18 protein-coding genes are annotated in these 14,187 nt (G+C 36.3%); 16 read left to right on the forward strand and 2 right to left on the reverse strand.

Features of this window, described 5'->3' with window-relative positions; all coding sequences use genetic code 11:
- Nucleotides 1-76 precede the first annotated feature (76 nt).
- The 6 genes from IEV74_RS00550 to IEV74_RS00575 all read left to right on the forward strand — a co-directional run bounded on the left by IEV74_RS00550 (nucleotide 77) and on the right by IEV74_RS00575 (nucleotide 4,672).
- Nucleotides 77-685 (forward strand): DUF2953 domain-containing protein, encoded by a 609-nt coding sequence (locus IEV74_RS00550; RefSeq protein ID WP_188453402.1) that lies wholly within the window; start codon nucleotides 77-79, stop codon nucleotides 683-685.
- 15 nt (nucleotides 686-700) lie between these two features.
- On the forward strand, nucleotides 701-1,201 hold the full coding sequence (ytfJ, locus tag IEV74_RS00555; protein ID WP_188453403.1) for a GerW family sporulation protein: 501 nt from the start codon (nucleotides 701-703) through the stop codon (nucleotides 1,199-1,201).
- A gap of 108 nt (nucleotides 1,202-1,309) precedes the next feature.
- Entirely contained in the window at nucleotides 1,310-1,810 is a 501-nt protein-coding gene (gene tpx / locus IEV74_RS00560) for a thiol peroxidase (protein WP_188453404.1), read from the forward strand.
- A gap of 114 nt (nucleotides 1,811-1,924) precedes the next feature.
- The gene (locus IEV74_RS00565; RefSeq protein ID WP_188453405.1) at nucleotides 1,925-2,920 is read left to right on the forward strand and encodes a class I SAM-dependent methyltransferase; all 996 of its coding nucleotides are present in this window, start codon (nucleotides 1,925-1,927) and stop codon (nucleotides 2,918-2,920) included.
- A 1-nt stretch (nucleotide 2,921) separates the two neighbouring features.
- Nucleotides 2,922-4,106, forward strand: coding sequence for an acetate kinase (locus IEV74_RS00570; RefSeq protein WP_188453941.1), 1,185 nt, complete (start codon nucleotides 2,922-2,924; stop codon nucleotides 4,104-4,106).
- 53 nt (nucleotides 4,107-4,159) lie between these two features.
- Entirely contained in the window at nucleotides 4,160-4,672 is a 513-nt protein-coding gene (locus IEV74_RS00575) for a MogA/MoaB family molybdenum cofactor biosynthesis protein (protein WP_188453406.1), read from the forward strand.
- Nucleotides 4,673-4,718: 46 nt separating this feature from the next.
- On the opposite strand, the gene IEV74_RS00580 is transcribed toward IEV74_RS00575, so the two are convergent.
- Nucleotides 4,719-5,153, reverse strand: coding sequence for a universal stress protein (locus IEV74_RS00580; RefSeq protein WP_188453407.1), 435 nt, complete (start codon nucleotides 5,151-5,153; stop codon nucleotides 4,719-4,721).
- Nucleotides 5,154-5,288: 135 nt separating this feature from the next.
- Between IEV74_RS00580 and IEV74_RS00585 the strand changes: the two genes are divergently transcribed.
- Together IEV74_RS00585 and IEV74_RS00590 are read left to right on the forward strand one after the other, a co-directional pair.
- Entirely contained in the window at nucleotides 5,289-5,444 is a 156-nt protein-coding gene (locus tag IEV74_RS00585; RefSeq protein WP_188453408.1) for a hypothetical protein, read from the forward strand.
- Nucleotides 5,445-5,587: 143 nt separating this feature from the next.
- Nucleotides 5,588-6,346 (forward strand): SDR family oxidoreductase, encoded by a 759-nt coding sequence (locus IEV74_RS00590; protein ID WP_188453409.1) that lies wholly within the window; start codon nucleotides 5,588-5,590, stop codon nucleotides 6,344-6,346.
- 258 nt (nucleotides 6,347-6,604) lie between these two features.
- Here the strand turns inward: IEV74_RS00590 and IEV74_RS00595 are convergent, their stop codons facing one another.
- Entirely contained in the window at nucleotides 6,605-7,702 is a 1,098-nt protein-coding gene (locus IEV74_RS00595) for a M24 family metallopeptidase (protein ID WP_188453410.1), read from the reverse strand.
- 162 nt (nucleotides 7,703-7,864) lie between these two features.
- Here IEV74_RS00595 and IEV74_RS00600 point away from each other — a divergent pair, with 162 nt between their 5' ends.
- The 8 genes from IEV74_RS00600 to IEV74_RS00635 all read left to right on the forward strand — a co-directional run bounded on the left by IEV74_RS00600 (nucleotide 7,865) and on the right by IEV74_RS00635 (nucleotide 14,124).
- Complete coding sequence (locus IEV74_RS00600; RefSeq protein WP_188453411.1) at nucleotides 7,865-8,377, forward strand: DUF4178 domain-containing protein; 513 nt, start codon at nucleotides 7,865-7,867, stop codon at nucleotides 8,375-8,377.
- A 15-nt stretch (nucleotides 8,378-8,392) separates the two neighbouring features.
- Nucleotides 8,393-9,061 carry a PspA/IM30 family protein gene (locus IEV74_RS00605; protein WP_188453412.1) on the forward strand — a complete coding sequence of 223 codons (669 nt, stop codon included), beginning with the start codon at nucleotides 8,393-8,395 and terminating at the stop codon, nucleotides 9,059-9,061.
- A gap of 85 nt (nucleotides 9,062-9,146) precedes the next feature.
- Nucleotides 9,147-9,797 (forward strand): DUF4247 domain-containing protein, encoded by a 651-nt coding sequence (locus tag IEV74_RS00610; protein ID WP_229683029.1) that lies wholly within the window; start codon nucleotides 9,147-9,149, stop codon nucleotides 9,795-9,797.
- 15 nt (nucleotides 9,798-9,812) lie between these two features.
- Nucleotides 9,813-10,208: a DUF350 domain-containing protein gene (locus IEV74_RS00615; protein ID WP_188453414.1), complete on the forward strand. Its 396-nt coding sequence runs from the start codon at nucleotides 9,813-9,815 to the stop codon at nucleotides 10,206-10,208.
- A gap of 96 nt (nucleotides 10,209-10,304) precedes the next feature.
- Nucleotides 10,305-11,855 (forward strand): polyamine aminopropyltransferase, encoded by a 1,551-nt coding sequence (locus tag IEV74_RS00620; protein ID WP_188453415.1) that lies wholly within the window; start codon nucleotides 10,305-10,307, stop codon nucleotides 11,853-11,855.
- 79 nt (nucleotides 11,856-11,934) lie between these two features.
- Nucleotides 11,935-12,615 carry a metal-dependent hydrolase gene (locus IEV74_RS00625; protein WP_188453416.1) on the forward strand — a complete coding sequence of 227 codons (681 nt, stop codon included), beginning with the start codon at nucleotides 11,935-11,937 and terminating at the stop codon, nucleotides 12,613-12,615.
- A 477-nt stretch (nucleotides 12,616-13,092) separates the two neighbouring features.
- Entirely contained in the window at nucleotides 13,093-13,854 is a 762-nt protein-coding gene (locus IEV74_RS00630) for a prepilin peptidase (RefSeq protein WP_188453417.1), read from the forward strand.
- Nucleotides 13,855-13,896: 42 nt separating this feature from the next.
- Nucleotides 13,897-14,124 carry a hypothetical protein gene (locus IEV74_RS00635; protein WP_188453418.1) on the forward strand — a complete coding sequence of 76 codons (228 nt, stop codon included), beginning with the start codon at nucleotides 13,897-13,899 and terminating at the stop codon, nucleotides 14,122-14,124.
- Nucleotides 14,125-14,187: the final 63 nt, after the last annotated feature.

Below are 14,187 nucleotides of genomic sequence, written 5' to 3' on the forward strand. Positions count from 1 at the left end.
AATATAGATTTTCCTAATAAATAGGAATTATTGAATTGGAATTGGTAAATAGTAACAATGTATAGTTTTCTACTTAATGGAGCTGATTCAATTGTTTTGGGTTGCTATTGGGGTAATTTTGTTTTGTTTGTTGCTTTTAATTTCAAAAGTAAATATCTATATAACATTTTCATATAAACAGGATAGTCAATTAATTATTGTAAGGATCCGTTTTTATGGAATACAACTTCTTAACAAGGTTATAGATCTTGATGAAGTTGAAAACAAAGATTTATGGAAAAATCCATTTAAAGGAAAATCGTTTATCGAAAGCTTAAAGTATGTAGATAGTCTTGCACACAGTGTTTTTGAAACAATAGGCAGCCTTACAATTGCAGCGAGAACTTTTTTTGAAAGAATGCATGTACATAGATTGGAATGGAATACTTTTTTTGGGACTGGAGATGTCAGTTCTACAGGGATTGCTGCCGGTGGATTATGGACAATAAAAGGGTCATTAATAGGGTTCGCGGGTACCATAAGTACATTAGAATGTGAACCAATTATATCTGTTTTACCCAATTTTCAGCGGAAATTTATCGACTCGAAATTTGATTGTATTGTATCAATTAGAATAGGGCAAGCTATGTACGCACTTATTAAAGTGATACGAAAATCGTCACTGAAAAAGGAAGTATATATTTAGACAAGGAGGATTTTTATGAGTGAACATCCAATACAAGGTTTGATGACGACAGCAATGGAAAATTTAAAGGACATGATTGAGGTCAATACAATTATAGGAGACCCTGTAGAATCACCTGATGGAAGCGTAATAATACCTGTGTCTAAGGTTGGGTTTGGTTTTGCTGCAGGTGGCAGTGAATTTAGTGGTAAAAAGAAAGGTTCAGATAAAGGTGACAGTGAAGACTCCGGATCTGGCATGCCGTTTGGCGGCGGTAGTGGCGGAGGTGTCTCCATTACACCTGTTGCATTTTTAATTGTTAGTGCTAAAGGAATTAAGATGGTTCATTTAGACGAAAATACGCATTTATTTGAAAAAATGATTGATTTCGCACCACAAGTAGTCGAAAAGATTCAGCAAATGTTAAAGGAATCGGGTCAATCAAAAAAATCTAAAAGAAAAGATAATGAGCAAAAAGAATCTAAAGAAAGTGAAAGCAATGAAAAGAAATCACACCAATCCATTTATGATATTTAATTGTTCACACAATGTTTGTTATTATCTTTAGCTTTATTGATGGACAGACGCTGGAATATTCTTCATAATAAAAGTGGAAGGTATTAATTATTAGGAGGAATGATTGATATGGCTGATGTTACATTCCATCAAGATCCTGTAACACTTCTTGGCAAGGAAATTAAAGTCGGGGATAATGCTCCGGAATTTACAGTGTTATCAAATGATTTACAAGAAGTGACGTTGGATAATTATAAAGGGAAAGTGAAACTGATAAGTGTGGTACCATCTATTGACACAGGTGTATGTTCCGAACAAACGAGGCGCTTTAACGAAGAAGCAGATAAAATTGCCGGTGCCCATGTATTAACTATAAGCATGGATCTGCCATTTGCGCAAAAACGCTGGTGTGCTGCAAATGGAATTAAAAATCTTGACACTTTATCTGATCATCGAGACGCAGATTTCGGCGAGAAATATGGTGTTTTAATTAAAGAATTACGTTTATTGTCACGATCCATTTTCGTGGTTGATTCTAATAACAAAGTTACATATGTGGAATATGTAAATGAGGTAACTAATCATCCGGATTATGATAAAGCATTGGAAGCGGCCAAGGCTGCTAACTAAAAATAGTAATAAGTCCTCTGGCTAATTATTAGTGAGAGGGCTTTTTTTGTACATCTGCAGTGAACATTTGGTACAATAGATATCGTTTAAAAAGTTAGAGACGGAGGAAATTTTATGGAAAACACAAACGTTGAAAAACTGTACACATGGTTGGACAAAACTGCTGAAACAATTCAGCTTCATGATAACAAACCATATTTAGATAGTTTAGCAACTTTACTTGAATGTCTATTTTACCAAGACGTTACAGACGATATAGATGATATATTAACACAAAAAATACAGAAGGCTTTACAGGAAATTAAGCTTTCTCACTTTCAAACAGTTGAAATACGGGGGGCAATACAGTTAGCCATTTTGAAAGGAATGAAAGATTCGACACAGCAGCAGCATCTTATGACCCCTGACACTGTCGCATTGTTAGTCGGTTATTTGGCAGAAAAATTAACAAAAAACAAAGAAAAGGTACGAATTTTTGATCCAGCCAGCGGAACTGCAAACCTATTAACTTCAGTTATGAATCAAATAAAGCAGCCTACAGAGGCATTTGGAAGTGAAGTTGATCCAACGCTAATTAAACTTTCGTTATTAAATGCAAACCTGCAAAAAGTAAAGGTTGATTTTTTCCACCAAGACAGCCTACGACCATTCTTAATGGATCCTGTTGACTTAATTGTTGCAGATTTACCTGTGGGATATTACCCCGATGACATTAGGGCCAGTGATTATGCGTTAAAGGCGGATAATGGCCATTCGTATTCGCACCATTTATTTATTGAACAATGCTTGAGGTATACGGAGAATGGTGGATATTTAATCTTTGTTATTCCGGAATTTTTATTTGACAGTGACCAATCGGATAAACTTCATGCATTTCTTCAGGAGAATGCACATATTATAGGTGTTTTGCGCTTGCCTGAAAGTGCATTTAAATCGAAAAGAAATATTAAAAGTATCCTTGTTCTACAGAAAAAAGGGAATAATACTAGTACACAAAAGCAGCCATTGCTAGTTAATCTTCCTTCCTTTAAAGATGCAAAGGCAATGGATAACATACTTAACCAAATAAATGGCTGGTTTAGAGAATATTTTGATTGCGAGGTTGATTAAGATGCTTAATATTTTGGCGATAAATGCTGGAAGTTCATCCTTAAAATATCAATTGATACAAATGCCAGAAGAAAAAGTTTTAGCAAAAGGATTATTTGAACGAATTGGATTGGAAAATTCTGTGTTTACGATCACAATTAACAGTGAGAAGGATAGTGTCGTTGCTGATATTCCTGACCATGAAACTGCAGTTAAATGGCTATTAGATCGTTTAAAGACTTCTGGTGTTATCCAATCACTTGACGAAATTAATGCAATTGGTCATCGAATTGTGCATGGCGGTGAGCGGTTTATGGACTCTGTTAAGATTACGGATGAAGTTATACACGAGATTGAAGAAGTGACTGATTTAGCACCACTTCATAATCCGGCCAATTTGACAGGGGTAAAAGCTTTTAAAGAGGTTTTGCCTAATGTGCCAATGGTTGCCGTCTTTGATACTGCGTTTCATCAAACCATGCCTGAGAAATCATATTTGTATAGTTTGCCTTATGAATATTATAAAGATTATGGAATTCGTAAGTACGGATTTCATGGAACATCACATAAATATGTCTCACAACGAGCATCTGAACTATTGGGCATTCCACTTGAACAATTACGTTTGATTTCTTGTCATTTGGGAAATGGTGCGAGTATTACTGCGATTGAATATGGTAAATCAATTGATACTTCTATGGGATTTACACCGCTTGCTGGTGTCACAATGGGTACCCGTTCCGGCAATATAGATCCTGCACTAATCCCTTATATAATGGACAAGACTGGTAAATCAGCAGATGAAGTGATAAATGTCTTGAATAAAAAAAGCGGTATGCTTGCATTGTCAGGATTCTCAAGTGATTTACGGGATATTGAACAACAAGCTTCAGAGAACGAACGTGCGGAATTAGCTTTGGATGTTTTCGCAGCACGTATTCACAAGTATATTGGATCATACGCTGCTAGAATGTCTGGTGTAGATGCGATCATTTTTACTGCGGGAGTAGGAGAAAATAGCTCTACGATTAGAGAAAAGGTGTTAACAGGTTTAGAGTTTATGGGAGTATATTGGGATCCTTCTCTCAATCAAACCCGAGGAAAAGAAACATTTGTAAATTATCCGCATTCACCTGTTAAAGTATTTGTCATTCCAACTAATGAAGAGGTCATGATTGCACGTGATACAGTAAGATTAACCTCGTGATAAATGTTTTGGTAAATTTGTATCAAAATATTTTTTGAAAGGCAGTGGATTATGTGTCAGTTGAAGAACATAAACGTGATGTGCAGAATTTAGGATGTATGATTATAACTATTAGCGATACACGAACAGATGTAACAGATAAAAGCGGGAAGCTAATGATGCGTTTATTAGAAGAGGCGGGTCACCGTACTGTAATTAAAAAAATAGTTACTGACGATCGATCGGCTATTCGGAACATGATTGAAACCGGCTCAGAAAATCCTGATATTGATGTAATCCTAACAAACGGAGGAACGGGAATTTCCTACAGAGATGTTACCATTGAGACGATTAAAGGTCTACTGGATAAAGAAATGCCTGGATTTGGGGAATTATTCCGGATGTTAAGTTACCAGGTAGACATAGGTACAGCTGCAATGCTATCGAGAGCGATAGCTGGTGTAAGTAACCATACGGCTATATTTTCAACTCCAGGATCTGGCGGAGCAGTGAAATTGGCTATGGAAAAATTAATTCTCCCCGAGCTTTCACATGTTGTACATGAAATAAAAAAAGATGTCAAATAGAAAATAAACGCCCTCTAATTAGGAAGGCGTTTATTTTTACTATTATTTAGCGAACCACTAGGACATCACAGCTGGCATACCGGGTTATACTTTCTGATACACTTCCGATTAGAAAACGTTCAACTGTACCCATTCCAGTCGCACCACAGATTATTAAATCTGCCTTATGTTTTTTTGCGATATCTTTTGCGATTTTTACCTTAGGTGAGCCATATTCAACAGCGGTTTCAATATTAAAAACACCCGCTGACCTTGCTTTTAATGAATAACCATCTAAAAGTTCTGTTGCATAATCCTCTGCTCGTTCTGCCAATGTACGATCATATGCTTCGGCAGTTGCAAATGTTCTAGAATCGACGACATGGGCGAGAATCAACTTTGCTTCATTTCGTTTTGCAATATCAAGCGATTTTTCAAATGCTACTTCTGATGCTTTTGAGCCATCAACAGCAACAACAATATTTTTGTACTCAAAATCCATTTTAAAATCTCCCCCTTTTTTTCTTATAGTATTATTTATATACCCTTTTTGCAGATAGTGATAACAATATATTACTTAAAATGGAAAAGTAATGCGATAAAAATGTGTACATACTAAAATATGGAGGTGATATTTTTGGCTAAAAAAGAAAATAGGCTATTTGAAGATAAGCAAGGTATCGCGTCTGTACAAAACCAACTGATTGAAAGTTATCAAAGTGGAGTTATTGAAGACAAAGACAGTTTGTCCAATAACAGGGCTATCCACAAGTATAATAATCAGAAAAAATAAGGTAGAATAATCCATCCTAAGCCTTTTAGGGTGGGTTATTTTCTGTTAGTCAAGATGCTTCTTATACCTAGTATATTATGATATAATTCCAATCATGATAACGTGTTCACTTTTTTGTACATTAACAAAAAGGAGGAGCAAAAATGGGACATGCACTTATAACTGCGGGTACATCGGGTTTAGGCAGGATGGTTACAGAAGCGTTTCTAAAGGCAGGACATAAGGTTACAACCACATATCGGAGTAATTATGGGAAAGCAAAAGAAGTGATGGACAATTTAACTGATTATAGTGAATTGCTACATATTGTCAGGACAGATGTAACAAGCAAAACGGACATTGAAAATTTAGTGAGTGAAGCTGTAGATCATCATGGTGGAATCGATTTTCTTGTCAATAATGCTGGGCCATTTGTTTTTGAAAGGAAAAAATTAGTAGATTACACTGAAGATGAATGGGATGAAATGATGCGCGGAAATTTGGATGCTGCTTTTTACTTATTAAAGCTGACAATTCCTTATATGAGGGAGCAGCGGTTTGGAAGAATAATCAATTACGGATTCCAGGGTGCGAACAGTGCTTCAGGCTGGTTGTATCGTTCTGCTTTTGCAACGGCAAAAAGCGGTTTGGTTTCACTGACAAAATCGATTGCTTTTGAGGAAGCAGAATACCATATTACATCAAATATGGTTTGTCCGGGAAATATCGTCGGTGATATGAAAGAATCGACCATTTTGGAAAGCAGAAAAATACATGATAAAACAACACCCGTAGGCAGATCAGGTACAGGAGAGGACATTGCCAGGACAATACTGTTTTTATGTGACAAAGATTCTGATATGATTACAGGTTCGATCTTTGAAATTACCGGCGGGCTTGATGTGATTCATCGTTATCGTTAACATTATGGATGAATATTCATCCAAAGCTGATTCATGAGCTGGTTATATAGCATTCATGACTTGTGATATTGCCGAATCATTGTTGGAAAAATAAATAGAAGGCTGGGACAACAGCGTTTTAACAAAGGATCGGTGCAACGATTTACGCATCGGAATTATACTGCGTTTTCTGCGTGCATCTGGTATTTCCCTCGCGACTGATTCTGCGTATAGTTCCTGTACTATAAATTGGTGGCTATGTCCCAGCTTCATTCTCATTTATTCAATGATTGTTAGCTCTTTTGGCGATTTTGTCAATTGTTCGGGCCCTTTAGCAGTCATATAAATCATATCTTCAATTCTTACTCCGCCAGTGTTTGGAACATATATACCCGGTTCGATTGTGTAGCACATTCCCTCCTGAAGTGTTAGCTTGTTATTGCTATGCATGGAAGGATATTCGTGTGTCTCAATCCCTAAACCGTGACCAATTCGGTGGGTAAAGTATTCACCATAACCTGCTTGTTCGATATGATTCCGTGCGGCAAGATCAATTTTACCTACAGGTGTACCTGTTTGTGATGCATCAATTGCTTTCTTCTCAGCATCAAGGACGGTATTATAGATTTGTCTCTGCTCATCAGAAATGGATTTATAAGCGACGGTCCTAGTGATATCTGAGCAATAGCCTTCATATATGACACCCAGATCGAACAAAACCAAGTCGCCTTTTTCGATCTTTTTCATTCCTGGATTTCCATGCGGGGAGGCTGTTTTAGTACCAGATAGTGCCATTGTTGAGAACGACATGCCCTGGATGCCCATTTTTTTAAGTTCGTACTCTATTTTTGCAATGACTTCTAATTCGCTGACTCCTTCTTGAATTGCTTTCATTCCAGTTTCAACACCAAAATCCGCTAGACTAGCTGCTTGTTTTAGTAAGGTGTATTCCTTTTTGCTTTTTATTACGCGTAAATCAGCTAGCAGCTCCTGTGCATTATGGATAGTTGCTTGTGGTAAAATAGCCTTAACATGATTAAAGCGTTCAAGTGTAATGTGATCGTGTTCGATTCCTAATGATTGCGGAAGTTTACCAGACTTTTTTAGAAAGCTCTGGAACAATTGCCAGGGGTTTTCATGATCACTGTAACCGATAATATCAAATTTCCAACCGGCGTTTTTAGCATCTTCTTCCTCCATAGCCGGGAGAATCAATACAGGATTATTGTCATTACTTACATATACTGCAATAACTCGTTCATGCGGATCTGTATAATAATTAGATAAATAATAAAAATTGGCAGTAGAAGTGACAAGCATTCCATCTAAGTTGCTGTTATTCATTTTTTCTAATAGTGTATCAATTCGATTTGTCATTATCTCACCTCATAAACATAGAATAACCTCAGTATATCAAAAAAATATATGAATTGATAAAATCTAGTGTATATAAAAATTCTTTATTCAGAGTGAAACCTTTTGTTAATGTAACCGTAATAGATAATGTAAATACCATTTAAGAAGTAAAGAGGTGAAACAGTGGGTCTGTTTGGGAATCTTTTTTCAAAAAAGCAAAACGATAAACCAGCGCCGAAAGAACGAACGGTATTGTCCATCAAAATAGGGGACATTGTAACATACGATCTAAGGGATTATGAAGTTGTTGGAAAAATTACTTACCGTGATGGCGGATATGAATGGTATGGCTATCAATTGCTGGAAGGAAATGATACGATTTGGTTATCCGCCGAAATGGATGATGAATTGGAACTGGGAATTTATAAAAAAATAAAGCTCCCTGTAGATAATCCGTATCCAAAGGAAGTAGCCTATGAAGGCAAAACATATTTTCTTGAGGAACAGGGAACTGCTCGTGTTGTAGGAGAAGGAAGAAGTTCGAATCTGCGTGGTATGGAAACACGTTATGCAGATTACAGTGATGCTGAAGAAGAACACTTTTTAAGCTTTGAATCCTGGGGATCCGAAATTGAAGCAAGCTATGGTTATTCAATCGAAGCTTATGAAATAAAGATTTTAGCTGGTTCAAATTAAAGGAGGAAAAATATTATGTTCAAATTTTTTAAGCGGGTTTCAACGGTTGTTAGTTCTGAATTAAATGCCATGTTAGACAAGGCAGAAGATCCTGTAAAAATGCTAGATCAATTTATGCGCGATATGGCAGAGGATATTCGAGAGGTAGAAGCAGCGGTTGCAAAGCAAATCGCTAATGAAAAGATGTTAAAACGTAAAGCCGATGATGCGCAAGCAATGGTTGATAAAAGACAAAAGCAGGCAGAACAAGCAATTGAATCCGGAAATGAAGATTTAGCCCGTCGTGCACTTCAAGATAAAAAAGAGCATGAAGGTCAAGCTGCTCTTTTAAAAGAATCTTGGGAGCGTGCTAAAGCAGATTCTGATTTAGTACGAAACAAACTAGAGGAAATGAAAAAAGAATATCAGCAGATGAAACTCAAAAAAGATTCATTGAAAGCTCGTGCGGAATCTGCCAAAACCAGAACTAAAATGAACAGAACAATGTCTTCTATCGGAAGCGATAGCTCTAGACAGGGCTTTGAACGCATGGAAGAAAAAGTAATGCGATTTGAGGCAGAGGCAGAAACGAGCGAAGATTTATCACGTGCCAGCCGTACATTAGATGATGAATTTGAAGATTTAGAGAAAAATGACGTCGATGATGAATTGGCAGCCTTGAAGAAAAAAATGGGTAAAGAATAAGTTTATGCCATATAGTTAATCAGGGACAGAATCTATAGAAAGACTGTCCCTGTTTCATTCTTGAAGGAAAGGGGGTATTTGTTTGTTGAAAAATTGGAAAGTTTACATAGGGTTATTATTCATTATCTTATTTGCCGCTGCCTGTTCATCCCCTTTCAGTGATCGAGGTATGCAGGAAGACGTTACGATAACTTCAGAGGATATTCCGGAAGAAAAGACGAAAGAAGAACTTATTTCTAAAATTAAAGGAAATACAAGTAACGAAATTGATGACATTATTGAAGCAAACTTTTCATTAATGGATGTTGTATCTGGTGAAGGGAATCAAAGCGCTGAAATCTATGCAACAACCCGTTTTGAATTATCTGAACTAGAAGCAGTGCTTTCTTCAGCAATAGGCCCGGAGAAGGTAAGTGAAGTTAAGGATAATCAGCAAATACTAATATACCCGGATGAATTCGTTACATTAAAGGTAAGCCCGGATGATAGTAAAGTATTATTAATCGAGGTTGCAAAGGATGAATTTGTACGAAGGAATTATTCACCTAGTTTTTTAAGTACATATTTTGCTATCAGATTTTTAGACGAAGTTCTTGATGTCGATGATTGGGGTAAAAGAAGGGCAAAGGAGTGCAGGTCGGGAAATTGCTATGGAGGCTATACGGGCAAAGGTTACGGTACACCTAAACGTGGTGATACTTCATTCAGAGGTGGCGGACCAAGTGCGGGAAAATAATAGAGGAGTGATAATATGGGACCATTTTTAGCGACATTTGTATATTTTGTTATATCAGTTGTAATTGTTCTGATTGGTTTATTTATTTTTGAAAACATGACGAGAAAATACAAGGACATGGATGAAGTCAAAAAAGGAAATCAAGCTGTAGCATTATCGATTTCAGGAAAAATAGTCGGGATCTGTATTGTCTTGGCATTTGCAATATATAATAGCACCCATATATATGAAACGCTTATCTGGGGTGCTTATGGAGTTGTATTGCAATTGATTGCTTATGTGTTGTTTGATTTGTTTACACGTACGTTCTCTGTTGAAGAGCAATTGTTGAAAAATAATGTTGCTGTTGGAACGATTTCAATGGGCGTATCCATTGGGCTGGCTTTTGTAATTGGTGCATCGATTACATAAAAGAAGACTAGAATTACGTTACTGACATTGTAATGAAGCGGTCGGCAAATTTTGCTTGACCGCCTCGTTATTTTAGAGAATGATGGAGTGGTAGAATTGGACGAGCTAGCCGTAAGAAAAAGTAAGCTGATATATTGGGCATCTGGAATCGTATCCATTTGCGGAATTATTTTTGAAGTATTATTTGGTGCATTAGGATCTTATATATTGGGTGATGGTGTAAAGCAGTACACATTAACAATATCCTTGTTTTTAACAGGTATGGGTATTGGTGCAAGTTTAAGTGAGAAAGTTATGAAAAACTTACTTATTACGTTCATTTGGATTGAATTTGGTGTTGCTGTAATTGGCGGATTTTCCAGTTTTACCATGTTTGGTATTACTGCATTCGCACCTGAAGGCACAGATGCATTTTATTTGTATTTCATTACTTTTTTGGTAGGTGCCTTAACAGGTGTGGAATTGCCAATTCTTATTCGAAAAGCAAACGAAATCGGGGTAACACTAAATCAAAGTACTGCTAGAGTTCTATTTTCAGATTATGCCGGTGGATTAATTGGTGGACTGTTATTTGTTTTTTTATTGCGTCCTCAATTTGGAATGGTAAAAACCGCATTTTTAGTTGGCTGTATTAATCTTGCTGTTGCATTAACCGTTTTATGGCTGTTTCGAAAAGAAATACAACGTTTTGGAGTACATGCAGCGTTTGGGCTGTTTATTGGAATTTTATTGGTAGTTGGTTTGTTTTTCGGTGAAGAAATGGCGTTTACATTTGAACAAAAGCTTTATAAAGATCCAATTATTCACATGGAACAAAGCAAGTATCAAAAAATAATTTTGACTCAAGATCAAGGAGATATACGACTATATTTAGACGGATCTTTACAGCTTAGTTCAACAGATGAATACAGGTATCATGAAGTACTTGTTCATCCAGTTATGGCTACAGCAGCCTCACATGACAACGTATTAATTTTAGGTGGGGGAGATGGTGTGGCTGCTAAGGAAATTCTGAAATATGATGATGTCGGAAAGGTAACACTTGTTGACCTTGATCCCGCAGTGGTTAAATTAGCACAAACAAATGGGCAATTGCTGCAATTAAATGAAGGTTCATTAAAAAATGACAAAGTTAATGTCATTCATAAAGATGCTTTTAAATATCTGGAAAGTACAGATGAATGGTTTGATGTTATTATTGTTGATTTACCGGATCCAAATAATGAAAGCTTAAACAAACTGTATACAAAGGAATTTTATTCACTTGTACGTAATCATCTGCTGCCGGATGGTGCCTCGATGATTCAAGCTACAAGTCCCGTTTTTGCAACGGAAGTATATTGGACAATATCTGAAACAGTAAAATCAACTGGAATGCATGTAGAAAATCTCCATGTTGATGTTCCGAGCTTTGGGAACTGGGGATTTGTAATGGCAAGCAGAAAAGAAATCAATATGGAAACTATCCATATTGATGTTCCGACCCGTTTTTTATCAACGGATATTCTGCTCGGATTAACCAATTTTGGGAAAGATGAAGATAGCAGTATAGTTAAGGAAGATGGGAACTATGTTAAATTAAGACCAAATACATTAATTGATCCAAACTTGATTCAAATTTATGAAAATGCATGGAAAAACTATTAAGCGGGTAAAGGAAATATGGATGCTCTGTTAAATAATGCAATAAGATAGAGTAAAACTTTTAATTTAAGGAGAGGTTAGAATGAAAGTATCTTATCATGGACATTCGGTTGTCAGGATCGAGACAAATAATCGTACAATATTAATCGACCCATTTATTTCTGGAAATGAAGCGTGTGACTTAGATGCAAATACTGTTAAAGCAGATGTCATATTATTAACTCACGGTCATAATGATCACGTTGGAGACACGATTGAAATAGCAAAACGATGCAATGCTTTAGTAGTTGCACCGAATGAGCTGGCTGTTTACCTTGGATTCAAAGGTTTGAATACCCATCCAATGCATATCGGGGGAGCACATGAATTTGAATTCGGAAAAGTAAAATTCACACAAGCGTTTCATGGATCCTCGTATACGGAAGAAGACAATTCAATCATATATACAGGGATGCCAGGCGGGATATTATTCACATCTGAAGGGAAAACAGTTTACCATGTAGGCGATACAGGTTTATTTTCCGATCTAAGATTAATAGGTGAAATGAATAATATTGATGTTGCATTTATTCCAATTGGGGATAATTTTACGATGGGACCAGAGGATGCACTCGTTGCAGCAGATTGGATTAAAGCTAAAACAGTTGTTCCGGTACATTACAATACGTTTCCTGTGATCGAACAAGATCCGGTTGCTTTTGTCGGTAGGGTGAAGACTGGTGAAGGAAGAGTAATGGATATTGGGGAAGTAATGGAGCTTTAGTAAGTAGGAGGCAGGAACATAACCAAAACACGAACGGTTATAGTCAGTAAACTATTTAAAATGGTTAATTTAGGTCGCATTTTACAAGATAATTAACAGTATGGATTACGAAAACCAAAAGAGTTATCCGAACTAATGCGAATTCTATTGAAGAATTCGCATTAGTTCGGATTTTTTTGAATAAAATACTTTTGTCCCAGCCCATATACTTACTGCTAACTAGATGTTCCATTCCAATTTTTCATAATTTAAAAAATCTTTGCAGTTAGAAATAGATTTTTGTTGAATATTTGATTATAATACAAATAGGTCAAAAGTATCATTCGTTGAGAGTTAATTCAGAACATGAAAGGATTACTTTCAATCAGTTGTTTTGTCCAGAATTTATTATGGCAGGGAGGTAACCCAAACATAAGCATTGGCAGGTATTCAACTTGCAATAGCTGCAAGGAATTAATTATATACAGGAGAACTATTATGGAAATACTATATACCACTGTCTTTTTTCTTCTTGGCCTAATATTTGGCTCATTCTTCAATGTAGTTGGTCTTCGTCTCCCTAAAAAAATGCCTTTCACTAGTGACCGTTCCATTTGCCCGCAATGCAATCATATTTTATCGTGGTACGAGCTTGTACCCGTGTTGTCCTTTCTGCTTCAAAGGGGCAAATGCCGTCATTGTAATGGGAAAATATCTTTAATTTATCCATTAATAGAGTTGATAACAGGTTTTTTATTTGCAATTAGTTATAGTACTGCTGGAATAACATTCGAATTAGTCAAAGCTGTATTATTAGTCTCCATGCTTGTGATTCTATTGGTATCTGATAGTAAATACATGATCATACCAGACAAAGTACTATCATTTTACCTGTTGCTATTTATGATCACTCATTTCATAATGCCGCTTGAACCATGGTGGTCTACTATTGCGGGAGCAGCAGCTGGATTTGCTATGATTGCTTTTGTGATTTTTGTAAGTCGTGGGGGGATGGGTGCAGGTGACATGAAATTATTTGGTGTTCTGGGCTTTGTATTAGGGATTAAAAATGTCCTGCTCACATTTTTTCTTTCCTGTATGATTGGTGCAATTGCAGGTATGCTCCTTCTATTGTTCAAAGTTATTGATCGTAAACAACCTGTTCCATTCGGTCCGTATATAATAATAGCAACACTAATTGTCTACTTTTATGGTGATTCATTAATATATTTGTATTTGAATTCATTTGTTCTTAAGTAGTTTAACCTATCATATTTATATTAAGAAAAGGAGGAATGAATCATGCGTCATTACGCAATTTTACGTTTGTTATTAGCGTGTTTTTTCTTATATTTTGCCTGGCCGCTTATCCCAGAGGCAGCAACAGAACTGGAAATGTTTTTTTGGGGTGCGTGGCTAGTGTTTTTTTTACTAGTAGCAGGATCCAATTTTGCAACACTTTTACGAATGACTAATCCGCCTGTAATGGAACAGGAACGTTCGAATCACAGACAAACGCTAAAATATTGAGGTTATGGCAAATCAACTGTATAATAAAGGCAATTAAATGGATTAGTACAGTTGAAAGTCGGT

This window comes from Virgibacillus oceani (assembly GCF_014638995.1).
In the GTDB taxonomy this organism is placed as follows: Bacteria; Bacillota; Bacilli; order Bacillales; family Amphibacillaceae; genus Virgibacillus_E; species Virgibacillus_E oceani.

Coding starts and splice junctions, on each gene's coding strand:
- IEV74_RS00605 (WP_188453412.1), top strand. CDS start 8,393: ATGTTCAAATTTTTTAAGCGGGTTTCAACGGTTGTTAGTTCTGAATTA.
- IEV74_RS00625 (WP_188453416.1), top strand. CDS start 11,935: ATGAAAGTATCTTATCATGGACATTCGGTTGTCAGGATCGAGACAAAT.
- IEV74_RS00615 (WP_188453414.1), top strand. CDS start 9,813: ATGGGACCATTTTTAGCGACATTTGTATATTTTGTTATATCAGTTGTA.
- IEV74_RS00630 (WP_188453417.1), top strand. CDS start 13,093: ATGGAAATACTATATACCACTGTCTTTTTTCTTCTTGGCCTAATATTT.
- IEV74_RS00580 (WP_188453407.1), bottom strand. CDS start 5,153: ATGGATTTTGAGTACAAAAATATTGTTGTTGCTGTTGATGGCTCAAAA.
- IEV74_RS00550 (WP_188453402.1), top strand. CDS start 77: ATGGAGCTGATTCAATTGTTTTGGGTTGCTATTGGGGTAATTTTGTTT.
- IEV74_RS00565 (WP_188453405.1), top strand. CDS start 1,925: ATGGAAAACACAAACGTTGAAAAACTGTACACATGGTTGGACAAAACT.
- ytfJ (WP_188453403.1), top strand. CDS start 701: ATGAGTGAACATCCAATACAAGGTTTGATGACGACAGCAATGGAAAAT.
- IEV74_RS00590 (WP_188453409.1), top strand. CDS start 5,588: ATGGGACATGCACTTATAACTGCGGGTACATCGGGTTTAGGCAGGATG.
- IEV74_RS00570 (WP_188453941.1), top strand. CDS start 2,922: ATGCTTAATATTTTGGCGATAAATGCTGGAAGTTCATCCTTAAAATAT.
- tpx (WP_188453404.1), top strand. CDS start 1,310: ATGGCTGATGTTACATTCCATCAAGATCCTGTAACACTTCTTGGCAAG.
- IEV74_RS00635 (WP_188453418.1), top strand. CDS start 13,897: ATGCGTCATTACGCAATTTTACGTTTGTTATTAGCGTGTTTTTTCTTA.
- IEV74_RS00595 (WP_188453410.1), bottom strand. CDS start 7,702: ATGACAAATCGAATTGATACACTATTAGAAAAAATGAATAACAGCAAC.